Source organism: Microbulbifer sp. SH-1 (genome assembly GCF_011326135.1).
Lineage (GTDB): Bacteria > Pseudomonadota > Gammaproteobacteria > Pseudomonadales > Cellvibrionaceae > Microbulbifer > Microbulbifer harenosus.
Genome location: NZ_CP046948.1, coordinates 3,873,594 through 3,899,498 on the forward strand (window position 1 = coordinate 3,873,594; position 25,905 = coordinate 3,899,498).

The following is a 25,905-nucleotide window of genomic DNA, read 5'->3' on the forward strand; positions in this document are numbered from 1 at the left end:
GCAGCCGATGCGGTAGAAGCATTTACATAGGTTGATCGATCCGTTTTTTTCTTATTCGGCTGAGCTGTGTGGGGGTAACCCCCAGGTGGGAGGCGATGTGATATTGGGGCAGCCGGGATACCAGGGTCGGATAGTCCTGCATAAATTTTTGGTAGCGTGTGCCGGCGTCATCCTGCACCAGGGTTACTTCGCGGATGTCCTTGTCCAGTAGCCAGTGCCGTTCAAGGTACTGGATGTGATACAGCTTGAGATCGTCGTATTCCTCCAGCAGCCGGCGATACCCCGCGTGATCAATTTCGATGATGTCAGAATCTTCCAGCGCTTCGATGACGAATTGCGAGGGCTCCCCGCGCAGCAGCGCGGTCATGGCACCGGGAAAGCGGCCCTCGGGGAAAAAATTTTTGTTGTACTCGGTCCCTTTCTTATCCAGCACATAGGCGCGGAACAGACCCCGATAGACATAGGCAAAGGAGCGCGGTGTTTCTCCCGCAGGGTAGAGGATCGCCCCCTTATTGATCTGACGCCGATTGCAGATCCGGCGATAGGCGGCCCAGGTGCGTTGAGTCAGCGGATAGTAGCTATTGAGCTGCTGACGCAGGGAAGAGAATGCGGCATCTTCTATTTGTTCGGACACTGGTAGCTCTGCGATTCGTGGGAACTTGGGGGCGCGGGTTATGTCCCGGTGTCGGAGTGCGAAGAGTATATAGGGTAAGCGGGGAGAACGGACGTTGTACCGGGCCGCTTACCGCGAGTGGCGAAACAGGATGCGAGTCGTTCAGGTTGAAACTAAGATTGTCCCGCTCCGCAACCCCCTCTAAGATGCGCAGGCTTGTACTCAATCAGCGGGAAAAACGATGACAGATCTCAACCAAAAGACCACCATCCGCATCCTCACCACCGGTGGCACCATCGAAAAGAGTTATTGCGAATCCGATGGCACCCTCAAGAACCGCGCTTCCATCATTCGCGACGGTCTGATCAGCAGCCTGCGCCTGCCCTATACCCATCTCGAGCTGGAGAGCGTGCTCAACAAGGACTCTCTGGAAATGGACGACAGCGACCGCGATCAGATCTGCGCCGCCATTGCCCGCACTGCGGAGAAGGGGGATCCCATCGTCATCCTGCACGGTACTGACACCATGTCCGTGACGGCGGACTACTGCCACGCCAAGATGGGCACGCCGAAAGTCCCGGTGGTCTTTACCGGAGCCATGAAACCTATGGGTTTTATCGACTCCGACGCCCGCCAGAACGTTACCGAAGCCCTGTTGGCGGCGCGACTCGTGCAGCCCGGCTTTTACATCGCCTTCCACAACCGGGTGTTCCCCATCCCCGGCGCGCGCAAAAACCTGGAAGCCGGCACCTTCGAGGCGGTTTGAGCCATCCCCGGTCTATCCTAGAAGCCTGTAGGAAGCCGCTGTGACCGCCATGGGCGGCGGGATGCCGCCCAGCAGAAATGCAAATTTTGCAGGAGCAAAAATTTGTCAGGCGAACTCCGGCGCTGCAAATCCCGGATTTTGATTTGTGATCACATTTCATATATAAACTGAGCAATCCTTCAGTTTACTTTGCAACCCAGGAATCGAGGTGCGCATGACCGACAACCGGACCCAGAAGCCAGTTCCACAGACGCTCCAGGAATGGCTCGCCCTGGCCGAAACCCTCACCATCGAGGGCCGCGCCTTTATCAACGGTGAGTACGTGGACGCCTTGAGCGGTCAGACCCGCCCCTGTACCAGCCCCGCCGATGGCCGTGTGCTGGCGCAGATCGCCAATTGTGGCCCGGAAGACGCCGAGCGTGCGGTCAAGGTGGCGCGCGATACCTTTGAATCCGGCGTCTGGTCGCATATGCCGCCCATGGACCGCAAGAAAATCCTGGTGCGCTTTGCCGAGCTGATCGAACAGAACAAGGTGGAAATCGCGCTGCTGGAAAGCCTTGATGCCGGCAAGCCCATCAGCGACACCATGAATGTGGACGTGCCGAGCGCCGTGACCACCATCCGCTGGAACGCCGAGGCCATCGATAAGATCTACGACGAAATCGCCCCCACCGGCCCCAACGAAATCGGCCTGATCACCCGCATGCCCCTGGGCGTGGTGGCGGCCATCGTGCCGTGGAATTTCCCGCTCTCCACCACCGCCTGGAAGCTGGGGCCGGCGCTCGCCACCGGCAACAGCGTGATCCTGAAGCCCGCCTCCAACACCCCGCTCACCGCCATCAAACTGGCGGGGCTGGCGAAAGAGGCCGGTCTTCCGGACGGCGTGCTGAACGTACTCCCGGGCCCCGGCAGCACTCTCGGCAAGGCGCTGGGTTTGCACATGGATATCGACGGCCTGACCTTCACCGGCTCCACCGAGGTGGGCAAGACGCTGACCGAATACTCCGGCCAGTCCAACCTCAAGCGCACCTTCCTCGAACTCGGTGGCAAGAGCCCGAACATCGTGTTTGCCGACGCCGATCTGGACAAGGCCGCCGAGGCCGCGGCACTGGCGGTGTTCTACAACCAGGGCGAGACCTGCACCGCCGGCACCCGCCTGCTGGTAGAAAAGAGCATTGCCGATACCTTTATCGAGAAAGTCGCCAAGGCCGCCGAGCGCTTTGTGCCCGGCCACCCGCAGGACCCGAACACTGTGATGGGCGCGCTCATCGACCAGAGCCAGTTCGATACTGTCGAGTTCTATGTGGCGAAAGGACTGGAGCAGGGCGCGCGACTGGTTTGTGGTGGCAAGCCCGCTGCGGCGGTGGAGGGGGGGCACTATTACCAGCCCACCATTTTCCGCGGCGTGAACGGCGATATGAAGATCGCCCGCGAGGAGATCTTCGGGCCGGTGCTGTCGGTGATTGAATTCGAAACCGAGGAAGAAGCACTGAAAATTGCCAACGATTCCATCTACGGCCTCGCCTCCGGTGTCTGGACCCGTGACATCGGCCGCGCCCACCGCATGGCGCGCGATATCCGCGCGGGCTCGGTGTGGGTGAACAACTACTTCGGTGGTGACATCACCGTACCCTTCGGTGGCTTCAAACAGTCCGGCAACGGTCGCGACAAATCATTGCACGCGCTGGATAAGTACTGCGAACTGAAATCCACCTGGATTGATATCAGTTGATCCCGGCACCGTCGGAATCCGACTCTATTGGGCCGCTATCGCGGCCCTTTTTTGTGCCAGGTCTGGATGCCGCGGCGGCGGTAATTTTTTGCGTGATTCAGACTTGATTCAGCTGTCGTGGGCGAACATGCTACAAGCACTTTGTATCGAGACCGGGAGCCGCCATGACTCAATGGAACAGGAACAATATTGCCGCCGCTGCCCTGCTGGGCATTGGTGTACTGCTCGGCCTGGCTGTGTTGGGCGGCTTTACTGTGAAAGCGGTGGAGCGGTTCAAGGGTTACGAGCGCACGGTCACGGTCAAGGGGTTGGCGGAGCGCGAGTTCCCCGCGGACATCGCCATCTGGCCGATCCAGTTCACTGCCGCGGACAATGACCTGGCGGCGCTCTACCAGACCATCGCCAGCAGCAGCGAGAAAATCCAGAAGTTCCTGCAACAGCAGGGGATCGACGCCGCCGCGATCTCGGTGTCTATGCCGTCAATCACGGACAAATCCGCGCAGCAATACGGCGGCAACGAGAATTCCCCATACCGCTATACCGCGTTGCAGACGGTCACCGTATATTCCGACAAGGTGGCAACAGTGCGCGAAGCGATGAACGGACTCGCGAATCTGGGGCGCGACGGTATCGTCTTTTCCCAGGGCAATTATCAGGCGCAACCGGAATATATATTCACCCGTCTGAACGAGGTGAAACCACTGATGGTCGAGGAAGCCACCAAGCAGGCGCGCTTCGTTGCGGAAAAATTTGCCGAGGATTCCGGCAGTCGCCTGGGCAAGATCCGCCGCGCGTCACAGGGGCAGTTCACGATCGGCGACCGCGACAAGAACAATCCGCACATCAAGAAAGTGCGGGTGGTATCCACCATCGAGTATTACCTGGCAGACTAAAAGGTTAGTGATATGCAACATCCGCTTCTTTCAGTACTTCTGATCGCGTCTTTGGCAATGGGAACAACCGCAGCGATTGCAAAGCCGGACAAAAACGGTGAACTTCCCCCGGGACTGCAGAAGAAAGCAGAGCGCGGTGGTGAACTGCCCCCCGGCTGGAAGAAGAAGCTGGTGCGCGGCCATGTACTGGAAGATTCGATCTACAGTCATGCGGTCATCGTGCAACCGGTAGACCGCCACGGCCTGGTCACCGTGCGGATTGAAGGCGAGCTGGTGCGGCTGGTGCACGCCACCCACGAAATCGTCGACATTCTCTCCCATTGATCCCTTCCCACTGAGCGGGGAGCCGGAAATTTGCCTTCTGGCGGAAGCCATCCTATACCAGCGGGGAGATTGAATTCTTCCGCCAGCAGGTTCCGCCATGAGCGAATTTCAGCACGGATTTTCCATCAGTATCCAGCGCACCGGCGACGAACGGGTGCTGCTCGCCATGCATGCCCGCGGTAAACTCGAACATCAGGATTACGAAACCCTGGTGCCGATGCTGGAGTCCGCGATTGCCGGTATGCAACACCCTAAAATCGATGTGCTGATGGATTTGCGCGAGCTCGAAGGCTGGGAGATCCGCGCGGCTTGGGACGATCTCAAGCTGGGTTTGAAGCACGGGCGCCAGTTCAACCGCGTGGCCATTGTAGGCAACAAATCCTGGCAGGAAACCGCAGCCAAAATCGGCAGCTGGTTTATCGGCGGCGAGGCCCGCTTTTTCGAAGACAGGGCGCCGGCCTTGGCGTGGCTGCAAGAAACCGCATAAACTCCCTTCCGTTTCTAATTCTCCCAGCCGGGCCCGGTTATAGCGCCCGGCTTCCTCACAATAACGTCACAGGAATTTGTGTATGTTCGAATGGATTGCAAGCCCGGAGGCCTGGATTGCGCTGGCCACGCTGGCTGCCCTGGAAATTGTCCTGGGTATCGACAACATCATCTTCATTTCCATTCTGGTAGGGCGCCTGCCGGAAAAGCAGCGCGAGTCCGCGCGCTTTATCGGCCTGGCACTGGCGATGCTTACCCGCTTGGCCCTGCTGTTTTCCATCGCCTGGATCATGGGGCTTACGCAGCCGTGGTTTACCCTGTTTGGAGAGGAAATCTCCGGGCGCGATGTCATCCTGATCGGCGGTGGCCTGTTCCTGTTGGCCAAGGCCACCCACGAGATCCACAACAGTCTGGAAGGCGCCGAAGGTGGGCACAGCAGCGTCGCCACCGCGACCTACGGTATGGTGCTGGTACAGATCGCAGTGCTGGATATCGTGTTTTCACTGGATTCGGTGATCACTGCTGTGGGCCTGGTGGACCACGTTTCCATCATGGCCATCGCCATCATCCTGGCAGTGGGCGTAATGCTGGTTGCCGCCAAGCCCATCGGCGATTTTGTCGATCGCCACCCCACCATCAAGATGCTGGCGCTGTCGTTCCTGATCCTGGTGGGGGTAACACTCATCATCGAAGGGTTCGATGTACACGTACCCAAGGGTTATATCTACTTCGCCATGGCGTTCTCCGTGGCCGTGGAGATGCTCAATATCCGCCTGCGCAAGAAACAGGTGGAGGCGGTGGAGCTGCGCAAGCCGTACCGGGAAGACTGAAAAGACGGAAACCGGGCGTGGATTGCCGCAGGCTACATCCTCCCGGTTGCCATTGCTGTTGTACTCCCCCATATAACTGCATAACTGCCGCCGGTCGGGGGAGGGTTGCGCTCACGCCACCTGTCGCAGGCGCCGCCGGGGTGTGCTCGGGCGTGTAGGGTAATTGGGGCCGGTGGGCGTCGAACTCTGCTGTAGGTATTGGAGAATGGCATCGCGCAGTTTTGCTGTGCCACCCTCGATCCCCTGATTGCCAAACAAGCGGTTGAACTCAATCACATAGGGGTGCTCACCCACCATGGCGATGTCCCAGCCCGCGTGATTGATGTCGAGGGTGCGCGCCAGATGCAGCGCCAGGTCGATTGCCGCCTGTGGTACCGGGGCGCGATCCACCGTGCCGCCCTTGGATACGTTGTTGTAAAAGCCCTGCGCTGCCTGCAGCCGCCAATAGGCCGTCACCACCTGGTCGCCGACGATCACGATACGGATATCGCGGTCGATGGGGAGCCACTCCTGTACGTACAACACATCGGTTTTTCCCAGGTAACTGCGCCAGTCGTCGCAGCTTTCGATCAGCCATACACCGCAGCCGCGAGAAGCCTTCGGCAGCTTGGCGACAAATGGGTGGTCCATGGCCTCCCACAGACGGGCGGCATTTTCCGGGGTGTTGGCGAGGATGCGTGTGCTGGGCGTATTGCCTGGTGCAACAAGCTCGAAAGCGCGGGTCATTTCGATCTTGTTGTGTCCCAGCCGGTAGCTGGCTTCACTGGGAAAGACGCGGGCCTTGAGGCCATAGGTCAGCGCGTTCAATTGCCAGTACTCGGGGAACAGCACCCATTCCGCCTCGGCAATTTCCGCTTTGTATTTGAAGACTTCTTCGGGTTTCAGTTGCAGGGTATCTGCGAAACCGAGGGTTCTGAATACGTCAAAAGAGATCCAAGCCACCGGTCAAAACACACACAAGTTGAGATGCGCGTTTTTACGGCGGCCCGGGTTTTTCGTCAAGCGGATTTATATCCGCCGGCGAGAAAAATGCCGCTATTTGGGTAACCGTGCGGTCACCTGTACTTCGATCTTCATCGCATCATTCAGCAGGCGCGCTTCAAACACGGTGGCGGCCGGCCGCACGTCACCCAGCCACTTCTGGAACACCGGCCAGCAGGGTTCGAAGTCATCGCGGTTTGGCAGGATATAGGTCACGCGCACAATGTCCGCCACCTTGGCACCGGCCTGCTGCAGGGCCTGCTCGATGTTGGCGAAACACTGGTCCGCCTGCTCCACCACGCTGTCGCTGATGCTGTTGGTTGCGTAGTTGAAACCGGTGGTGCCGGAGACAAACACATAGTCGCCGTCCACTACCGCACGGGAATAGCCGATCTTGCTTTCAAACTCCGATCCGCTGGAAATCAGTTTTCTGCTCACAGAAATGCTCCTTGGAGAAAGGCTCTGGGAGAGCCGATAAAGCGCCACGGGTGTGGCCGGTTACAGGTTGGGCGCGGGATGATGCCATAGGCCAGAGAAATCCCCTAGTGGCACAAGGTGTCGGGGAGCGCGAATGCGGTGTTGGGTGCTTATTAGCACCTTTGAGCGTTGAATGGCCAGGTTGAGCAATTTTTATCTGATTCTAGCGGTAAAAATAACGAAATAGAGCCATTGTGGCGCGCTTTTGTGTCATGCATCATGTGCCCCGGCGCGGCCAATGAGAATTGCATCACACACTTGGCGCGGCTTTGTTTGAGTAAGTCACACGGTTCGTACCGCAGTCTGCGGACCTGGAATACGGACTGCGGGAGTTATCTGAGTGACTCTTTGTTAAAGGAACGGGGGAAAATAGGAATGTACAAGAAACTCGCATTGGCCTTGGCGGTCACGGCGCTCACTGCCTGTGGAGGCGGCGGTGGCGGAAGCTCCGATGGCGGCGGTGGCAGCTCAAGCAGTAGTTCCAGCAGTGGTGGCAGCTCGAGTTCCTCCAGTTCTAGCGGCGGCAACGGCAGCCCGGTTTCAATTGGCGGCACTGCGGCCAAGGGCATCATTTCTGGCGCACTTGTGGAGGCGCACAAAGCGGATGGTACCGTGATCGGTACTGCCACTACTGCGGCCGATGGTAGTTACCGTATCGATCTCGGAAGGTATAGCGGTGCGGTAAAGCTGGTGCTGACGAATCCGGCCGAAGGCAAGGCGATGGTGACCTGTGACACTGCCAGCTGTCGCGCCGCCGGTACCGATGATGCCGACACCGATAGCGACGGTGTGATTGAGTTCGGCGAGCAATATGCGCTGGATTATGAACTGAGTTCCGTCGTGTACGTAGACGAAACCGCGACCGAAGTATCCAGTAGCATTACCGCGCTGACTACGCTGGTTTCTGAAAAGGCGGGAGTTCAACTTGACCAGGCGAGCATTGCTGCGGCCAACAGCTTTGTAAAAAATGCCCTGGGGCTGGATGCCAACCCGGATACGATTGCGCCGGTGGATCTTACCAAGGCTACTGAGGCGAACGAGCAGCAGTTGCGCTTTGCACTGGTTAACGCCGCGATAGAGCAAGCGGCAGACGGAGATGTAGCGGCACAATTGGCGGGCTTGACCGCAGGCTTTGCTTCCAACGCGATAGGCGCCACTGCGCTGCAGGGAATCAGCAATGCTATTACCTTAGTGGCGGAAACCGCCGGTGCCAATAACACTGCACTGGGCGGTGTTGCCGATGCCGCGGCTGGCGCAGGACAAGATATTGCCAGTGCGATAGAAGACAACTGCAGTGACAGTGGAACCTGCCTGCCACCGATAGAGTTCAGCGGAGAGCTGGCCACTAATCTGCAACAAGCCAAGGCTCTGGTTGCTACTGCGCGTAAAGTTTCCGTAGAAGCCCTGGCTGCTATAAATGCGGAAATCGATGTGGACTCCGAGAGTTACAATCCGGACAACATTGTGGTGAAACTGCAAAGTGCCGAGTCGCTTCTCGACAGTGAAACCCAGCATGTATTGACCGCCTTCCGCGAAGTCAGCGATGTACTGGTCAATCAGATTTCCGCAGTAGAGTTCGGTGTAGAGCCTGCGCTTGAAACACCCTTCTTCAACCTCAGCGACGCGGCGGGCTATCTCTGGGACAAGTATCTCGAAGATACCGACTACGACTCACGCGCGAGCGCTATGGCGCACTTTCCCGCTGGCAGCATTGTCAAAAATGGCACTGTGTGGACCCTAAGCAACGGCGTCTATGATCTGGATGGCAGCCATTTCACCACGGATGACCAGGTCGCGGTAAATATCACAATTACCCTTCCCGACCTGAGCGGTGAGCCCGGTAGCATTTCCATGCCTGCGGGAGAAAATATCCTCTCCATCGAAGGCGCGACGGTGCTCGGAGATAATCGGTTTGCGCTGGGTGATGGCTCTAAAGTAACCCTGGCATTGGCGGAATCCTTTGCCGAAGATGCTGAAGGCGATCCGATAATCGAGAGTGTCAGCATCGCAGTGAACGGTAGCCTGGAAAATGCCAGCTACGGTTTTGAAGGCGCGATTGCGCTGGCATTGAGCGAAGGCGAGTCCTATCAGCAAATGATGCCGGATAACGACGCGCTTTTGCTGTTACCGGAAAAACTGTCCCTGCAGGGTACATTTACCGACAAGGCGAAGGTCACAGACGTAGCGGCGGGTGTTACCCTGACCATCGACAACGTCAATGAGTACGGCTTTTACCCGAGTGGCTATCAACGGCAGGATCTTGTCAGCTATGTTTACGACGAAACGGATAACAGCCTGACAGTGACTTTCGGTACCGAAGCAAATCAGGTCGTCGCCCGGTACACCTTGTCCGTGGATTCAACCGAAACCTATACCGACTACTACATCACTGCCGAATGTGTCAGCGTAATCGGTGAAGCAGAGTGTAATCTTCCTGCGCGTACTTACTTTGGGGGCCTCGCTACCGCCGAGCAGATGTCCTATGACGATTGCTGGAGCTTGGACTTTGCATGGAACTGGGAGAACGGTATTTGCTACTACAGCATTCTCGCGCAAGACACCGGCGTTCAACAGGATATCCGTGTGGCATTCGACGAGTACTATGGCGAGTGGTTGTTGGCCGGCAGCCTGAAGGCGCGTGTGCCGGGAGAGGGCACCTATGTCCCGGGACCTGACGACTGGTACGAAACACTCGGCTTTGCTTCCATTGTGCCATCCGATGCCGCAACAGGTGCCATCTCTGCGACCCTCATTTATCCGGAAATGGATGTGGACGCCGAAGGCCGTTATGCCAAAGCCACCTTCCGTGCAAATGCCAGCGGAAAACTCTCCGCCACCCTGCCGGAGATGGATATCGAACTGGTGCTCAAGCGCACCGGGTACGAGGTGGCAGATCTGTCACTTGCGCTGGCATGGGGCAGTGACTCGCTACGTGTGGAGTACACCTACGAGGGCGAAGACAGCGCGCCGGTAATTTTGCTCACCGATGGCGAAGGCAGCGTGTTCGAGCTGAGCTTCAGCAGCGAAGGCGAAGCCGTCGGCACCATTAGCAAGGATGGCACCGTCTACGGCACCCTGACGGAAGAAGGTGACGATATCTACGTGATTACCTGGATCGACAATGCTATCGAAACTCTGCTCTAAGCGGGGGAGATCGCAACGTCATGCAAGAGGCCACCATTGGTGGCCTCTTCTTGTTCTGGCGTCTGCGAGCCTGCCTGTACAGTCCGTCGCCCAGCCGGCCGGCATCACGCTGGATTTTACCAGCCGCACCGTTAGTGAAGCATTGCCGATCAGTGAATTTGCCGGTGACTGGAAAAACGCCCCCGGCGCCGGCGACAGCACCTGGACGCGCAACCGTCTGGAGCTGGGTGCCAACTATGGCAACTGGACGGTCGGCTACACCCAGCGTTTTGACTACCGCCTCGAATACAACCGCGACACTGCGGACCTGTATTACCGCAATGAAAATAACTTGCCTGCAAGACAGGGGGATGTGCCGGTTTTCCTGCGTATCGACCAGCTGCGCGCGCAAGGGTTCAAAATCGGTTACCGCCACCGGTGGCAAAGCGGCATCTTTGCGCGTGTCAGTGTCACCGCGCTTGAAGCCAGCGATTTTCAAGCGGGGCAACTGACAGGCACCCTGAATGCGGAGGGCGACTTTTTCTCCGGCACTGCAGACCTCGACTATCGCTACACCGAAGACCTGTTGTTGGAACACCAGTTCGACATGCCCCAGGGGCGGGGCTTCACGACAGATCTCGCCGTCGGCTACAGCGGCAGTGAACGCACGATACAGATACAGCTGCAGGATCTATACAACCGCATCGACTGGGAGCTGGCGCCGCACACGTATGGTAAGTTCGACACCATCGACCGCGATGTGGAAGACAAGGTACAGCTGAACCCGCTGTTCTCCGGCAAGCGCCTGCTGGAAGATTTCCGGCAAACAATACCGATGTACGGGCTCGCCAGCTACACCGAACATGCCCGCGGCGGCGCCGATGTGAAGCTCGATGTCGAGTACTACGGTAACGACCTGCGCTATACGACGGGGCTGCTCTGGGACCATGTCCCGGGAAACCCCTATCTTGGATACGAATTGGTGGATCGGCAGTGGTTGTTGTCTGTTGGTGATGACAACGGCATTTGGAAATTACAGCTGGGGTTCGACGATCCCGATCTGGAAAAGGCGCACAGCCTGACCATTGCCATGGCGGTGGCGGCGTATTGGTAAAGCGGTGTGACGCACGTAGAAAATTCACTCTGACACGATTTTATAATTGCTGAGCTTGGCGGCAATAAGTGATGTAATACGGGCCGGTTTTCCAACGGCCTCCGCCAACGCCGACGGGCGGACGCCATCACGGACTGAATACAATCACAGGAGGTGACTGCCGTGCCCGTCTTTGCCTATCAATCCCTCAATTCCGGCAACCATACCGATCACGGTGTACACGCATCGAATTCACAAGGGTTTACTGAGAAGACCCACAACAACATTGCCGCCGGCGGCGGCCGCTGGATGCTGGCGATGCCGGTTGCCGACAGTGCGGCGCCGGATATACCGATACACGGCCCCGCGCAGTTACTGCCCAGCGCGCAAAAAAACTACATCCAAAAAGGTAAACACACGGATGTGAGCTTTCGCAAGATGGTGGAAGGCAAAGCGCGACAGACTCACCAACACCTGATCCGCTCCCTTGGGCAGTGCAGCCTGATGGTCTACGGGGAAATGGATGGCAACCACAGCGACTGGCAGAGTATGCAGAATCACGCCGGCAACCTGCTCGGTGCTTTCAGTTCCGGCAAGGCGTGCAACAGTTTCAGCGTACATACCAATGGCAGTGGCAGCCACCAGATTCTCGGGCAGGGGATGGGCTGGATCGCCATTAAGAGCGATGGAATCCGCGCTCTGTTTGTGCATGTTCCGAACAGCGTGGCCACCCAGGAAGCGCTCACGAAAAAGTTTTACCGCGATATTCAAGACTCTCTACTGGGCGTTGCCGGTGGCGGCGTGATCGATGTCATCATGGGCGACACCAACCAACCGCGCCTTGGCTACACCCAGGAAGTGGTGTCCGCGGCGACCGGGCAGAATTTTTCGGTGTTTCACCAGGGGAAGAATATTCAGCCGGAAGACGCCCACCAGCGCAGCTTTGGTGGCACCAACAGTAATGCCTCAAAAAAATACGATGTAGCTGTCTACAATACCGCGACGGTAACAATCGAAGATCTGGTCTATCTGTCCCAGTGCACGGAAGTGGCTGGTGAAAACGGCAGTCTCGCCGCTGCGGTTACCGACCATATGGGTATTGGCATCAGAGTAGTTAAAAACTGAGTCTTTGCCAGGGTCGGGAGCTCTTGACAGTATCGGGTAGTATTTCGTTATGCTCTCGACTCCGGCATGTACTTGGGTGTGACTGTCAGTAAAAACAAAAAGGCCGCAGATGACTAATCTGCGGCCTTTTTGTTATATCGCTTGTTGAGCGTTACTTATCCGTTTCCGGCAGCTTTGCTTCCGCTTCCTTGCGAAGGAAGCCCGCCGCTTCCTCGTCGTGTACCAGACTGTGATCGTCGGGCATGGCGCGGGTCTGCTGATTCAGTTGGTGAATCTGCGAGGCGTTGCCCAAGTCGCGGTTGCTGGTGATGGAGGCAATGGACTCGCGATCCTTCAGGAAATTCACCACGTCATTCTTGATGCTCTGAAGTTCGCGCTCGTCCCGGTGCATTTCCAGAATGTGACGCGGATGCTCCAGGTTTTTCATACCGGTTGAGGCGAAGGTGCTGGAAACGATGCGAGATACAACCACCCAGGGGGTAATGCTGCTGCGCACCAGGGTGTTCTCGGAGCGGGTGCTGTCGTGAATACCGGTACCGGTGGAAATCTTCGATTCGGTAAAGGTGCCCTCACATTTGAAATACACCAGCAGGGATTCAAATTGGATCTCGGCAAAGTGCAGGTGCGCCGCGTTAGAGAGTAGCTGTCCAAAGGACTTCAACAGGAAGCCAATCAGGAGGATATGCACTGCGCCCATGCTGAGGCCCAGCAGCGTGAACACCTGCTCGCTGTTCAGGATCTGCTTGATGGAGCCGGTAGCGGGGTTGGCAATGAAGCTGTAAATATCCACCGCCTTGTAAGCCAGCATCAGCGTGAAGGCAATGGCGATTATGCTCAGAACATTGCCCGCAACCAGGGCGGCAAAACGCGCTTTGCGGAAGGTCTCGCCGAGTTCCATGGGCTTTACGCGGGGCTGGACCTCCTGAATCATTTCACCGCGAAACCCGCCCTTGCCATCGGTCTGTTCCTGCAGCTGCGGGTCGAGTTCGCGGTACACGCGATTGGGAACTTCCTTGTAGCGGCGGTTGGCCATTACCAGGTTGTCGAGATTGATGAAAATTTCGTTCGGGTGAACCGACTCCTGCCAGTTCTCGCGCAATTCCGATACCTCTGCCACCGGATTGGCGACGGTGAGGCGCTGGCGCAAAAGTACAAAGCACAGCGCACCGCTGGCCGCGCCGAGCAAAAGTGCGGAAATGATGTACAGTCCCGGATTCAGGTTGGGCACCTGGGCCAGGAAGCCGTCCAGTTGCTCCGGGGTGACACGGCTCTTGGCAAGCATCCAGGAGACGGCGAGGCCGGCCAACACGGGCACGATCAGGGCCAGGGTAATTGCTCGGGACAGTGTGCCGCCGCCGAGAGATTCGATGTTGTGCTCGGCACTGCGCTGGATCGGCTTGCCCGCGCGCCGCCAGATTGCCAGCAGATAGACCATCAGCAGCACGGAATATACCGGGAACAGCAGCTCCCCGGCTGTGCCGGCGAAACCCGCCAGGGATACGAATGCCACCAGGGCAAAAGCCACAAGTGCGAACAGCGTACTGGTCCAGGCTCCGAACAAACGCTGGGCGAAGTTGCGCACCGGGTAGGGCATAAACAGCAATTTGGGGATGAAGGTGTGTAACAGGCGCGCCAGGAATCCCTGTGGCTCGGTAAATGTCGCATTCTTGCGGCCAATGAGCATTTCTTCCAGCTGCTGCGCGTTGTAGGCCACATAGGCGGCCTCTTCCTTGGCGGTACTGCTTTCCGATTTGCTGCGGTTTGGGGCCAGCGAGGTGGGGTGGTTGCGGCCCACGAAGTAACGCAGCACCGCGTAAATACCGCCAGCGAGTACACGGATGCCCGAGCCTAACAGAAACAGGCCGAACGCCATCAGTATCCAGCCGGCACCGGCATTTTCTTTGACCGTGCCCGCGGCAGAAATCAGCAGCACCAGACCGGAAATGGTCTGCAGGCCGCCGCGGATGGCGGTGACAGTGCCTTCGGTTTTGAATGGATTTTTAAGCCCAAGATCGATCGATCCATAATCGAACGCCATGCTTGTCCCCTCTTGTTTTAAATACTCATGAATCCGCACTGCTAACGCCGCGGATTATCGGTGTTACTGATGAAAAAAACGGTGACTGGTCGCACTGAAAACTGTGACTCAGTGCGCAATTATCTGGCGGAATGGGTTATACCACGCTTGGATTGCGGGCGCGAGAATCGAGATCACTGCGAGGAATTGAAAATGAAATCTTCGCTACTGTCGGGTTGTCACTCAGCCCCCTGAATTTCGGGGGCTGAGTGAGTGTGGCTAGCGTTTTGTCGAAGCTCAGTTATTGGCCTGGTGCTGTAGCGTATCCATAGCTCTGCACCATTCGCTCTGCTGGCGGCGATCTTTCAACACGCGGCCCAGGGCCGGCATGAGATTGGTGCTATTGGTGAGCGCACTGTTGTAGGCCGCGATATCCTCTTTAACACACACCACCGGGAACAGCATGGCGTAGGCCTTGTTGTAGAGGGTGTCGCCGGTGCTGCTGACCTGCGGCACCGCGGCAAACAGGCGCGGGGCGAGTTGGCGGTAAAGGTCGAGCTGTTCCGCCGGGAACAGGCTGCCGGCAGCGGCGCGGATCTGGCTCAGTTTGAGGGTGTCGCGCTTGTCGAGGATGTTATCCAGCCACAGGCTTTTTGCCTCCAGGGTCGGGCGGCCGGCACGGGCACTGATGGCGGCAAGTTGCGCCCGGTCACTGCTGTCGTTTTCCAGCTGCCGGTTGATGCGCTCTTCATAGTCGCCGAACAGATTGCGATTCAGCAGGGCGATCAGCGGCCAGCTGCGGTCCTTGTCGATCTCCAGGCCTTTGATTGTCATTTTATGGTCGAGCAATCGCTCGGCACGCTTCAATGCGGTCTTGCTCTGGGCGAGATCAGACCAGGTCTGGAACCAGGTTTTCTGTGCATCACTTTTTTGCGGTGCCGCATTCAGCTGCCTCCAGGCAAAGTCCTCGATGGCCTGCAATTTTTCCTTGCGCAGGGATTGCGGAATATCCAGGCGGAACAGATAGGCGCGCGCGCTTTCCAGATGGCCGGCAATCAAACGGATGACGTTGATGTCGGTTTCCTTGCTGGCATTGGCGAGGGCAAACTCGATCCAGTCGGTAAGCGGCAGCTTTGCATCCGTGACCGAATCGTACAGGCTCTGCCACAGCATCAGGCGCGTGAACGGGCTTTCGATGTCGTTGATATGGCGGTTGATGGCCGCCACAGAATTGCCGTCGAGACTGGTTTTCACGTAGGCCCAGTCTTCATCGTTGGGGCTCAGGATCTGCGGGCAGGGCATGCCGACGGCATCTTTCACTTCCGTGCGCGCGCCGCTGTAGATCGCGGGCACCTTGGCGACCCGGGTCATCTTGCCGCCCTGCATACGGTAAATACCCAGCTGCACCTTCTGCGAGCGCAGTACCGGGTACTGCTCCGGTGCGCTCTGCTCGATGGTGAGCGAAGTAATGCGGTCGCGGTCGCACTGAAAGCTGGCGGAAATGGTGTTGACGCCGGCCTTGTACAGCCAGTTCTGCGTCCACTGCTGCAGGTCCTTGTTGGCGGCCTTGCCGAGCGCGCCCATAAAGTCGTCGAGCTCCGCGTTGCCGTAGGAGTACTGCTTGAGATAGTTGCTCACGCCTTGGCGGAATTCTTCCTTGCCCAGGTAGTAGGGCAGCTGGTTCAGCACCGAGCCACCCTTGCCGTAAGTGATGCCGTCGAAGTTGGAGAAGGCCTCGTCGGTATTCGGCACCGGCACTTCAATGGGATGGGTGGTGGGCAGCTGGTCGGCGCCGTAGGCCCAGCGCTTGGAGCCCAGGTAGAAGTTCTGCCACACATCCTCGAATTCGCTGTTTTCCGCCAGGGCCAGCGATGCCATATAGGTGGCGAAACTCTCTTTCAGCCACAGGCCGTTCCACCACTTCATGGTTACCAGGTCGCCAAACCACATGTGCGCCATCTCGTGGGCAATCACATTAGCGAGGCGCTGGCGCTGGGCCTGGGTTTTGGCTCCGCGGCTGACGTAGGCGGCTTCATTGAAGGTCACCGCGGCGACATTTTCCATGGCGCCGATGGTGAAGTCCGGCACGATCACCTGATCGTATTTGCCGAACGGATAGGGAATGTCGAAATACTTCTGGTAGAAGTCAAAAGACTCGCGGGTGAACTTGAACCAGTCTTCCGGTTTGACGTACTCCGCCATCGCCTTGCGCGCGAACAGGCGCAGGGGAATACCGTTGGCGTCGCTCTCCCACACGGCATAGGGGCCGGCGTGCAGCGGGAAGATGTAGGAAGAGAATTTCTTGGTCTGCGGGAAATACCAGCGCTTCAGACCATTTTCCACTTCCTTCACTTTTTCTTCGCGCGCGGTAGTGATCACCTGCCAATCCGCCGGCGCGGTCACTTCCACGGTGTAGCGGGCCTTGAGATCCGGCTGGTCGAAGTGCGGGAAAAAGCGGTTGGCCTTGTAAGGCTCGAAGTGGGTGTAGAGGTAGGTGCTGCCGTCTTCCTGGTCCTTGAAGCGGTGCAGGCCGGAGCCGTCGCTGGAATAGGGATGGCTGTATTCGATGACGATGCTGTTCTCGCCCTTACGCAGATCCCGCGGGGCGATACTGATGAAGTTGCCGTTGTAGTGGAATTTGACCGGCTTGCCGTTGGCGCGTACCGACTTCACGTCACCGCCGGCGAAGTCGACCGTCAGCGGCTGTTTCAGATCGTGGGCGAGGGTGGTGTCGGCGGTGACCACGCCGGTGAAACTCTCGGCATCGCCGTCGAGTTTCACCGCAATGGTGTAATCCACATCGGCGATCTGCGCGCGGCGCAGCGCCGCGTATTCCGCCGTCAGCAGCGGTGCATTCGGCCGTTCGATCAGACTTGCTTGGTTATTGTCACGTGCCACTGCCGCTGCAGTGACACTCAAGGTGCTGAAAACAACCCCGGCAATGGCGGTGCGACGGATCGTACTGACGAGTGAAATTCGGGGCATTGAATTCTCCGGTAGGTATTTCAGTTGTGCAGCGCCCTGTATTCAAAGTATTCCGTGCCCGGATGACCAGCGGCGTGAGAGCACACAGGATACCCCAGACCGTTTGGCCATCCCATTGCCGAATCGAATTACCTGGGCTGTACCGGCGTGTCGCTGCCAAGCAGGAACAGCAGCGGCTCTGCAAGTCGCAGGCGCCAGGAGTCTTCATCGTGAGCGTGACCTTCGAAGGTGCGCGTCTGCCAGTCCGGGCTGTGGTAACCGGCCTGCTGCATAATGGTATCCACCTGCTGTTGCAGTGGCGGATAGTAGGCGTCCAGGGTTTTGGTGCCGTAATCAAAATAAAAGCGGTGTGTGCCAGGCTCCGGCAGATTCTGCTCCAGATAAGCGCGGATGCTCGCTGCTACAGGGAGTTTGTCTTCCGGGCCTATCCCCGGCCAGTGGGTGGAGATCGCAGCCACGGCGGAAAACACTTCCGGGTATTCCAGCGTGGCATACAGCGAGATAAGGCCGCCCATGCTGGAGCCGGCGATAAATGTGTGGCTCGCATCCCTCGCGACCTGGAAATTGCGGTCGATATACGGTTTCACTTGCGTGACCAGAAACTTCAGGTAGTTATCTGCGCGCAGTTCCGCCTGGTTGAACGGGTGTTGCTGAGCCTGCGCCGTTTCGGGCATCAGTGCCCGCGCCTTCTGCGGAAAGTAGTCCTGGTGGCGGGTTTCGCTGATGTTTTCGATGGCCACCACGATGAAGGGTTTTACCTTTCCCTGGCGCTGCAATTCTGCGGCAACTTCATCCACGCCCCACTCCTGTTTGTTCCAGGTGGTGCGGCGGTCGAACAGCATCTGCCCGTCGTGCATGTAGAGGACGGAATAGGGCTGCTGTAATGGGTATCCCTCAGGCAGCCACACATGCACGGGACGCGCCGCAATATCGTGAAATTCAAACGCGGGCAAGGTCATCAGCTTCCCCGACGAAACTTCCATGGCAACGACCGGCAGGCCGGGGAGGAGTAACCACAAAACACTGAGATTTCGGAACAACCGCTGTAACATTTTTATTTCCTCGCGTGTGAATGTTCAGTGCGGATAGTGGTCGGCGCGCGCCTGAAGTGCATCCGCCTGCAGGGGGGGGAGGGTATCCGATAGATCGAAGGACTTGGGCGCTGAGTCGAGTGTCGCGCGACGTGCAATAAAAAAGGCCCCGCAGGGCCTTTTTTATCCGCTGGCCGATCAGCCGGCGGTGTTGCCGTTGATGGCTTCCGCCATGTCCAGGCAGCTCTGGTTCTTGAAGCGGCGGTTTTTCAGCGCTTTTTCCAGCAGCGGGTTCAGGGTTTTGCCGCTGTCGAGGATCTCGCTCACCTGCTGTACACCCTTATCGCTGCAGTTCAGCGGGAACAGGCGCGCGTAAGTGCCGACAAACTCGGAGGCGTCGCTGGAATTTACGTCGTCCAAGGCAGCGATGACGCGCTCGACATTGGCGTCATACAGGCTGCCCTGCTCGGTGGGGAATAGGGCATCGGCGGCGTATTTCAGCTGCGCCAGTTTGAAGTTGTCGCGCTTCTCCAGCAGGTTTTCCAGCCACTTCACCTTGGCTTCCTGCTGTGGGCGGATGGCTTCCGCGGCGATGGCGTTCAGCTGCGAGCGGTCGGAGTTGTCCTTCGCCAGCTCGGTCTTGATCGCCTGTGCGTAGTCGCCGAAAAGACGCTGGTTCTGCAGAGTGATCAGGCTCCAGCGCATATCCGGGTCGAGCTTCAGGCCGTCGATGACGAGCTCACCGCGCAGCAGGTTGCGGGCGTTGGCCAGCGCCTTGTCGGTATGGGCAACACCGGTGAAGGTGCTGAACCAGGTCTTCTGCGCATCGCTGCCCGCCGGCGCTTTCTGCAACTGGTCCCACACGAAGGTTTCAATAGCCAGTTGCAGGCGGGTGCGCTTGGCGTCGTCCATCTGGAACTGATCGAGGAACGCATAGGAAGTGCCCAGGTAGCGGGACACCAGACGGATCACGTTGATATCGGTTTCGACACCGGCGTTGTTGATGGCGAAGCTGACGAATTCGTCCAGCGGCAGCTTGGCGTCGCTGACGGAGTCGAATAGGCTCTGCCACAGCATCAGGCGGGTGAACGGCTTGTCGATGTCATTGATGTGCTTGGACATGTTGTCCACAGATACCTTGTCCAGGTTTACCTTGGCAAACGCCCAGTCGCCCTCGTTGGGGTAGACGATCTGCGGGCAGGCCTCGCCCTTGGCCGCGGCCACTTCGGTGGAAGCGCCGGCGTAGGTCACCGGAATGGCCTTGCTCAGCACCATTTTGCCGCCGGCCATGTTGTACAGGCCAACCTGGGTGCGCTGTTCGCGCAGCACCGGGTAATCCGCGGGGGCGGACTGCTTGATGGTCAGGCTGGCAATCTTGCCGTCTTCACACTGGAAGCTGGCGGCGATGGTGTTGAGACCGGCGTTGTACAGCCACTGCTGCTGCCATTGGTCCAGGTCCTTGCCGGCGGCCTTGCCCAGGTGACCCATGAAATCGTCCAGGGTGGAGTTCTTGTAGGACAGGTCCTTCAGGTAGTTGGATACACCCTTGCGGAACTCTTCCTTGCCCAGGTAGTAGGGCAGCTGCTTGAGGATGGAACCGCCCTTGCCGTAGGTGATGCCGTCGAAGTTGGCGAAGGCCTCATCGGTGTTTTGCACCGGCAGCTGGATCGCGTGGGTGGTGGGCAGCTGGTCTTCGCCGTAGGCCCACTGCTTGGTGCCCAGGTAGAAGTTTTCCCACACATCGTCGAACTCGCTGTTTTCCGCCAGTGCCAGGTTGGCCATGTAGGTGGCGAAGCTCTCGTTCAGCCACAGGTCATCCCACCAGTTCATGGTGACCAGATCGCCGAACCACATGTGCGCCATCTCGTGGGCGATCACGTTGGCGAGGCGCATGCGCTCGGCCTGGGTTTTGTCGCCGCGGGATACGTAGCGCTCGCTGAATGTCACCGCGGCCACGTTCTCCATCGCACCGGCATTGAAGTCGGGCACGATCACCTGGTCGTATTTCACGAAGGGGTAGTCCACTTCGAAATACTTCTGGAAGAATTCAAAAGACTGTTTGGTGAAAGTGAACCAGTCGTTCGGCTTCACGTATTCGGCCAGGGTCTTGCGCGCGAACAGGCGCAGCGGGATGCCGTCGGCATCGTTTTCCCACACGTGGAACGGGCCCGCGTGCAGGGAGAAAATGTAGGAGGAGAATTTCTGGGACTGTGGGAATACCCAGTGATTCACCTCGCCCTTCTGCTCGACGTTCTTTTCACGCACGGAGGTGATCACGCTCCAGTCTTTCGGCGCGGTCACGTCCAGGGTGTAGTGCGCCTTCAGGTTCGGCTGGTCGAAGTGCGGGAACAGGCGGTTGGCATCGTAGGGTTCGAAGTCGGTGTACATGTACACCTCGCCATCCACCGGATCCTGGAAACGGTGCAGGCCGGAACCGTTGCTGGAGTAAGCGTGGGTATAGTCCACAGCGATCGCGTGTTTGCGGCCTTTCAGGTGCTCGGGGGAAATGGTGATGAAGTGGCCATTGTATTCGAAGGGTACGGTCTTGCCGTCCACCTGCACGCCCCGCACTTCACCACCGGCGAAGTCGATGGTCAGAGGTTGCAACAGGTTGCGACGGAACTGGGTATCCGCGATCACGCGGCCGGAAAATGCCTCGCCGGTTTTGGCGATAGTGACAGACAGCTTGTAGTCCACCTGCGCAATCTGCTGTTTGCGCAGCTTGGCGTACTGCTCCGACAGGCCCGGTGCGTTGTCGCGCGCGGCTGCGGACTCGGCCAGTGCATGGGCGGTGCTGGTGCCGGCGGTGGCCTGCAACTGGTTCGGCTCCAGGCTACAGGCGGCGAGTACCGCACTGCACAGCACGCCGACGGCGAATTTTCCGGATCTGTTCATGGGAACCCCTTGGTCACTTCTATAGGTTATTTGTAACGCGGGCGACCAGATGATCCGCAGAAAATCTCAAGGAACCCCCGCATGGGAAGAGCCACCTTATATCACGCTCCCCGTAAATTGAGCCGGCGCTTTGTCCCGCCGATTGGGCGCTTTATCGCGGGGTGAATTTTCTGAATATTTCGCGCTGACAGCGCCCCTGAAAATTGTTTTTTATTTCGCAGGAGCAGCTTTTAATGGTCAAAAATATTGGGGGCAGGAACAATGCCTGCGCGATTCGCCGGCATTGTTCCGCGGGTAAGCGCGCCGGGACATATTTCCATATATTGTAATGTGTACATCACTGCACTTTCGCCGTTGAATGCTTTTCCCCCGGAAAAACCGGGGGAAAATTTGCACAGAGATCAGTGGTTCGGGAATGAGAACTGCGCACCCTCGCGCACGCCGCTGGACGGCCAGCGCTGGGTGATGGTCTTGCGGTTGGTGTAGAAGCGCACACCGTCCGGCCCGTAGGTGCCGAGGCTGCCGAACAGCGAGCGCTTCCAGCCGCCGAAGCTGTGGTAGGCCACCGGTACCGGCAGCGGCACGTTGATGCCCACCATGCCCACGAGGATGTTGTCGCTGAAGTAGCGCGCCGCTTCGCCGTCGCGGGTGAATATGCAGGTGCCGTTGCCGTATTCGTGATCGTTGATCATCTGCATCGCCTGTTCCATGGACTCGGCGCGCACCACCAGCAGTACCGGGCCGAAGATTTCCTCTTCGTAGCAGGTCATGCCGGGTTTTACGTGATCGATCAGGGTGCCGCCCACATAGAAGCCCTTCTCGAACCCCGCGACTTGCGGGTTGCGGCCGTCCACCACGATGGTGGCGCCCTGCTGTTCGGCGCTGGCGATATAGCCATTCACCTTATGCTTGTGCGCCTCGGTGATCACCGGGCCGAAGTCGTTGCTGCTGTCGGTGTAGGCACCCACTTTCAGGCCGGTCATGGCTGTGGACATTTTTTCGATAAAGGTATCGGCAGCCTCGTCGCCCACACACACGGCGACAGAAAGCGCCATGCAGCGCTCGCCGGAGGAGCCGAAGGCGGCGCCCGTCAGTGCGGCCACGGTGTTGTCCATGTCCGCGTCCGGCATGATGATCGCGTGGTTCTTGGCACCGCCCAGCGCCTGGCAGCGTTTGCCGTGGGCTGTTGCGGTGGAGTAGACATATTCGGCAATGGGGGTGGAGCCGACGAAGCTCACCGCCTTCACGGTGGGAGAGGTGAGCAGGGTGTCCACCGCCACCTTGTCGCCGTTTACCACGTTCAGCACGCCGTCCGGCAGGCCCGCTTCCTGCAGCAATTGTGCCAGCAGCAGCGAGCAGGAGGGATCGCGCTCGGAAGGCTTCAGCACGAAGGTGTTGCCGCACACGATGGCGAGCGGGAACATCCACAGCGGCACCATGGCGGGGAAGTTGAACGGGGTAATGCCGGCCACCACACCCAGCGGCTGCATCTCGCTCCAGGAATCGATACCGGGGCCCACGTTGCGGCTGTGTTCGCCCTTCAGCATCAGTGGGGCACTGCAGGCGAATTCCACATTTTCGATGCCGCGGGTCAGTTCGCCCATGGCGTCGTGGGAAATCTTGCCGTGCTCCTCGCCGATCAACGCGCAGATCTTCTCCGCGTTGTCTTCCAGCAGTTGCTTGAACTTGAACATGATCTTGGCGCGCTTCGCCGGCGGCGTGTTGCGCCACTCCGGGTAGGCAGCTTGCGCGGCGGCGATGGCTTCTTCCACCGTGCTTTTGGCAGCGATCGCCACCTGGCGGACGACCTCACCGGTGGCCGGGTTGAAAACATCCTGGGTGCGCTCGGCGGTTTCCACCACCTCGCCGTTGATAAAGTGGCCGACTGTGTTCATGTTTTTCTCTCTCAAGTCTGATGTTCTTCTTCGTCATACCGGCGAAGGCCGGTATCCAGTGCTGCGAAGCCGGAAGTTACCGCGCCCACTGGATCCCGGATCGAGTCCGGGATGACGGTGGTAGTTGGTTAGCCCGCAGCAACCTCATTGATTGCATCGCCCAGCGCACTGACCAGTGTGTCGACTTCTTCCGGGCTCGCCACAAACGGCAGCCCCAGCTGGATGGTGTCGCCGCCGTAGCGGACGTAGAAGCCCTTCTGCCACATGTTCATCGCGATCTGGTATGGGCGCAGCAGCGGCTCGCCGGGCGCCGCCTCGATGGTGAGGCCGGCGGCCACACCGCAGTTGCGGATATCGCTGATCAGCGGGGTGCCTTTCAGCTGGTGCACGCGCTCTTCCAGTACCACCGCCAGCTCCGCCGCGCGTGCAAACAGGTTTTCCTTCTCCAGGATATCCAGCGAGGCCAGTGCCGCGGCACAGGACACCGGATGCGCGGAATAGGTGTAGCCGTGGGGCAGCTCCAGCAAATATTCGTGACCGCCGTTTTCCATAAACGTATCGTAGATTTCCTGCTTGGCGATCACCGCGCCCATGGGTACCGCACCATTGGTCAGCTGCTTGGCGACGTTGAGAATGTCCGGCGTCACCCCGAAGGTCTCGGCGCCGGTTGCGGCGCCCATACGACCGAAGGCGGTGATTACCTCATCGAAAATCAGCAGGATGTTGTGCTGGGTACAGATTTCCCGAAGGCGCTGCAGGTAACCCACCGGCGGCGGCAGCACCCCGGCGGAGCCCGCCATCGGCTCCACGATCAGCGCGGCGATATTGGAGGCGTCGTGCAGCGCGATCATTTCCAGCAGTTCATCCGCCAGATGCGCACCTTCCTCCGGCATGCCTTTGCAGAACCTGTTCTGAGGCAACACCGTGTGCGGCAGGTGGTCGGCATCCACCGCGGTGCCAAAGAGCGCGCGGTTGGCGCCGATGCCGCCGACGCTGATGCCACCGAAGTTTACGCCGTGGTAACCCTTGGCGCGGCCGATCAGCTTGGTCTTGGAGGCAAAACCCTTCTTGCGCCAATAGGCGCGGGCGATTTTGAGTGACGTTTCCGCGGATTCGGAACCGGAGCCGGTGAAGAATACGCGGTTCAGCCCGTCTGGCATGAATTGGGTAATGCGTTCGGCCAGTTCAAACGCCTTGGGATGACCGAACTGGAAGGCCGGCGAGTAATCCAGGGTACGCAACTGCTCACTGACCGCATCGGCGATCTCCGCGCGATTGTGGCCCGCCCCACAGGTCCAAAGACCGGACAGCCCGTCGAAAACCCGGCGGCCGTCGGCGCTGGTGTAATAGCACCCCTCTGCCCCGGTGATGATCCGCGGGTCCTTCTTGAACTGGCGGTTACCTGTATAGGGCATCCAGTGGGCATCCAGCTGAGACTGGCTGAGCCCGGCAAACTTGTCGCTCACTCTTCTTCTCCGGCTCGTTCGACGATTGAGTTGCGGTAACTGTAGATGAGCTTTAATGTTTCATGAATTGTGACTTATAAACGTTAAGTTTCACTTACATGAAACTAAGCTTTGCCCTATTGTCGCTCCCTTGTAGGAGCCTGCCTGCAGGCGAACCGCCGCGACGCGGCGCCCACCCCCGGATTCGCCTGCGGGCAGGCTCCTACAGAGAGCGCGCACGTAACGAGATATCCATGGCAAGAACCCAAACCGCCCTGCTGGGCCAGCTCAGCGACATCGACCTGCGCCTGCTGCGGGTCTTCCGCGCCGTGGCCGAGGCGGGCGGCTTCTCCGCTGCGGAGCTGGAGCTGAATGTGGGCCGCTCCACCATCAGCCGCCATATCAAGGATCTGGAAGTGCGCCTTGGAGTAACCTTGTGCCAGAGGGGGCGAGGCGGGTTTGCGCTCACCCGCGAGGGCCGGCAGATTTACGAGGCCACCCTGCGTTTATTGGCCTCTCTGGACACCTTTCGCGGTGAAGTGGCGGACGTACACCGGCGCATGACCGGCCACATCTCCATCGCCCTGTTCGACAAGATGGTCACCAACCCGGCCGCCCATGTGGCGGAAGCCCTGCGCCAATTCGACGATCTGGCGCCGGAGGTAAGCCTGGACATCCACATCGAACCGATCAATGAAATCGAGCGCGGAGTCATGGAGGGGCGCTTCCAGCTCGGCGTGATTCCCGCGCATCGCACCTCGCCGAGCCTCGAATACCAGCACCTGTTCTACGAGCAGATGTATCTCTACTGCGGCTACCGCCACCCGTTGTTCGGCACCGCGGATATCTCCATCGACGACGACGCCATCCGCGTGAGCAAATACGCTGGCCTCGGTTACCACTCCCCGAACATGGAGGTAGGCAACCGCCTCGGCCTCAAGCGCGATATCACCGTCAACGACCAGGAAGCCATCGTCCACTGCCTGCAGTCCGGTCGCTATATCGGCTATCTGCCGGACCACTATGCGGAAACGTTTTTGAAAAAAGGAGAAATCCGCGCAATCTGCCCGCAGCGCTACCAATACGAGTGCGATTTTGTTGCGATTCGCCGGCTGTCGCCGCGGCCTTCAAGGATTGTGAAGGTGTTGTGGGATTGTTTGGTGGAGGCGCACTACTTGGGTAGCTCGAGATAGT

General features: G+C 58.7%; 19 protein-coding genes. 10 read left to right on the forward strand and 9 right to left on the reverse strand.

The features are described from left to right. Nucleotides 1-22 precede the first annotated feature (22 nt). The gene (locus GNX18_RS15985) at nt 23-634 is read right to left on the reverse strand and encodes a Crp/Fnr family transcriptional regulator (RefSeq protein ID WP_240914043.1); all 612 of its coding nucleotides are present in this window, start codon (nt 632-634) and stop codon (nt 23-25) included. Between the two features lie 220 nt (nt 635-854). Between GNX18_RS15985 and GNX18_RS15990 the strand changes: the two genes are divergently transcribed. The 6 genes from GNX18_RS15990 (at nt 855) to GNX18_RS16015 (ending at nt 5,644) form a co-directional block, all read left to right on the forward strand. Next, nucleotides 855-1,379: an asparaginase domain-containing protein gene (locus tag GNX18_RS15990; RefSeq protein ID WP_166219341.1), complete on the forward strand. Its 525-nt coding sequence runs from the start codon at nt 855-857 to the stop codon at nt 1,377-1,379. Between the two features lie 214 nt (nt 1,380-1,593). Beyond that, nucleotides 1,594-3,111, forward strand: coding sequence for an aldehyde dehydrogenase (locus tag GNX18_RS15995; protein ID WP_166219343.1), 1,518 nt, complete (start codon nt 1,594-1,596; stop codon nt 3,109-3,111). A gap of 164 nt (nt 3,112-3,275) precedes the next feature. Continuing rightward, nucleotides 3,276-4,004 carry an SIMPL domain-containing protein gene (locus GNX18_RS16000; RefSeq protein ID WP_166219345.1) on the forward strand — a complete coding sequence of 243 codons (729 nt, stop codon included), beginning with the start codon at nt 3,276-3,278 and terminating at the stop codon, nt 4,002-4,004. Nucleotides 4,005-4,016: 12 nt separating this feature from the next. Further along, entirely contained in the window at nt 4,017-4,328 is a 312-nt protein-coding gene (locus GNX18_RS16005; RefSeq protein ID WP_138234499.1) for a hypothetical protein, read from the forward strand. Nucleotides 4,329-4,425: 97 nt separating this feature from the next. Next, complete coding sequence (locus GNX18_RS16010) at nt 4,426-4,815, forward strand: STAS/SEC14 domain-containing protein (RefSeq protein WP_166219347.1); 390 nt, start codon at nt 4,426-4,428, stop codon at nt 4,813-4,815. Between the two features lie 82 nt (nt 4,816-4,897). Next, complete coding sequence (locus tag GNX18_RS16015; RefSeq protein WP_138234501.1) at nt 4,898-5,644, forward strand: TerC family protein; 747 nt, start codon at nt 4,898-4,900, stop codon at nt 5,642-5,644. A 111-nt stretch (nt 5,645-5,755) separates the two neighbouring features. On the opposite strand, the gene GNX18_RS16020 is transcribed toward GNX18_RS16015, so the two are convergent. Continuing rightward, the gene (locus GNX18_RS16020; protein WP_138234502.1) at nt 5,756-6,586 is read right to left on the reverse strand and encodes a RimK family alpha-L-glutamate ligase; all 831 of its coding nucleotides are present in this window, start codon (nt 6,584-6,586) and stop codon (nt 5,756-5,758) included. A gap of 93 nt (nt 6,587-6,679) precedes the next feature. Then, nucleotides 6,680-7,063 (reverse strand): RidA family protein, encoded by a 384-nt coding sequence (locus GNX18_RS16025; protein WP_138234503.1) that lies wholly within the window; start codon nt 7,061-7,063, stop codon nt 6,680-6,682. A gap of 414 nt (nt 7,064-7,477) precedes the next feature. Between GNX18_RS16025 and GNX18_RS16030 the strand changes: the two genes are divergently transcribed. The 3 genes from GNX18_RS16030 to GNX18_RS16040 all read left to right on the forward strand — a co-directional run bounded on the left by GNX18_RS16030 (nt 7,478) and on the right by GNX18_RS16040 (nt 12,443). Further along, nucleotides 7,478-10,246 (forward strand): hypothetical protein, encoded by a 2,769-nt coding sequence (locus tag GNX18_RS16030; protein WP_166214651.1) that lies wholly within the window; start codon nt 7,478-7,480, stop codon nt 10,244-10,246. A 142-nt stretch (nt 10,247-10,388) separates the two neighbouring features. After that, nucleotides 10,389-11,339 (forward strand): hypothetical protein, encoded by a 951-nt coding sequence (locus tag GNX18_RS16035; protein ID WP_166219349.1) that lies wholly within the window; start codon nt 10,389-10,391, stop codon nt 11,337-11,339. A 162-nt stretch (nt 11,340-11,501) separates the two neighbouring features. Next, nucleotides 11,502-12,443 (forward strand): hypothetical protein, encoded by a 942-nt coding sequence (locus tag GNX18_RS16040; RefSeq protein WP_166219351.1) that lies wholly within the window; start codon nt 11,502-11,504, stop codon nt 12,441-12,443. Nucleotides 12,444-12,594: 151 nt separating this feature from the next. Here the strand turns inward: GNX18_RS16040 and GNX18_RS16045 are convergent, their stop codons facing one another. The 6 genes from GNX18_RS16045 to GNX18_RS16070 all read right to left on the reverse strand — a co-directional run bounded on the left by GNX18_RS16045 (nt 12,595) and on the right by GNX18_RS16070 (nt 24,681). After that, the gene (locus tag GNX18_RS16045) at nt 12,595-14,481 is read right to left on the reverse strand and encodes a hypothetical protein (protein ID WP_166219353.1); all 1,887 of its coding nucleotides are present in this window, start codon (nt 14,479-14,481) and stop codon (nt 12,595-12,597) included. 276 nt (nt 14,482-14,757) lie between these two features. After that, complete coding sequence (gene pepN, locus GNX18_RS16050) at nt 14,758-17,445, reverse strand: aminopeptidase N (protein WP_166219355.1); 2,688 nt, start codon at nt 17,443-17,445, stop codon at nt 14,758-14,760. 128 nt (nt 17,446-17,573) lie between these two features. Then, nucleotides 17,574-18,497 (reverse strand): alpha/beta hydrolase, encoded by a 924-nt coding sequence (locus GNX18_RS16055; protein ID WP_166219357.1) that lies wholly within the window; start codon nt 18,495-18,497, stop codon nt 17,574-17,576. A gap of 177 nt (nt 18,498-18,674) precedes the next feature. Continuing rightward, nucleotides 18,675-21,371 carry an aminopeptidase N gene (pepN, locus tag GNX18_RS16060; RefSeq protein WP_166219359.1) on the reverse strand — a complete coding sequence of 899 codons (2,697 nt, stop codon included), beginning with the start codon at nt 21,369-21,371 and terminating at the stop codon, nt 18,675-18,677. Between the two features lie 401 nt (nt 21,372-21,772). Then, complete coding sequence (locus GNX18_RS16065) at nt 21,773-23,266, reverse strand: CoA-acylating methylmalonate-semialdehyde dehydrogenase (RefSeq protein ID WP_166219361.1); 1,494 nt, start codon at nt 23,264-23,266, stop codon at nt 21,773-21,775. A 128-nt stretch (nt 23,267-23,394) separates the two neighbouring features. Then, the gene (locus tag GNX18_RS16070) at nt 23,395-24,681 is read right to left on the reverse strand and encodes an aspartate aminotransferase family protein (protein WP_240914384.1); all 1,287 of its coding nucleotides are present in this window, start codon (nt 24,679-24,681) and stop codon (nt 23,395-23,397) included. Between the two features lie 284 nt (nt 24,682-24,965). Here GNX18_RS16070 and GNX18_RS16075 point away from each other — a divergent pair, with 284 nt between their 5' ends. Beyond that, nucleotides 24,966-25,904: a LysR family transcriptional regulator gene (locus tag GNX18_RS16075; protein WP_166219365.1), complete on the forward strand. Its 939-nt coding sequence runs from the start codon at nt 24,966-24,968 to the stop codon at nt 25,902-25,904. The last annotated feature ends 1 nt before the right edge of the window (nt 25,905 follow it).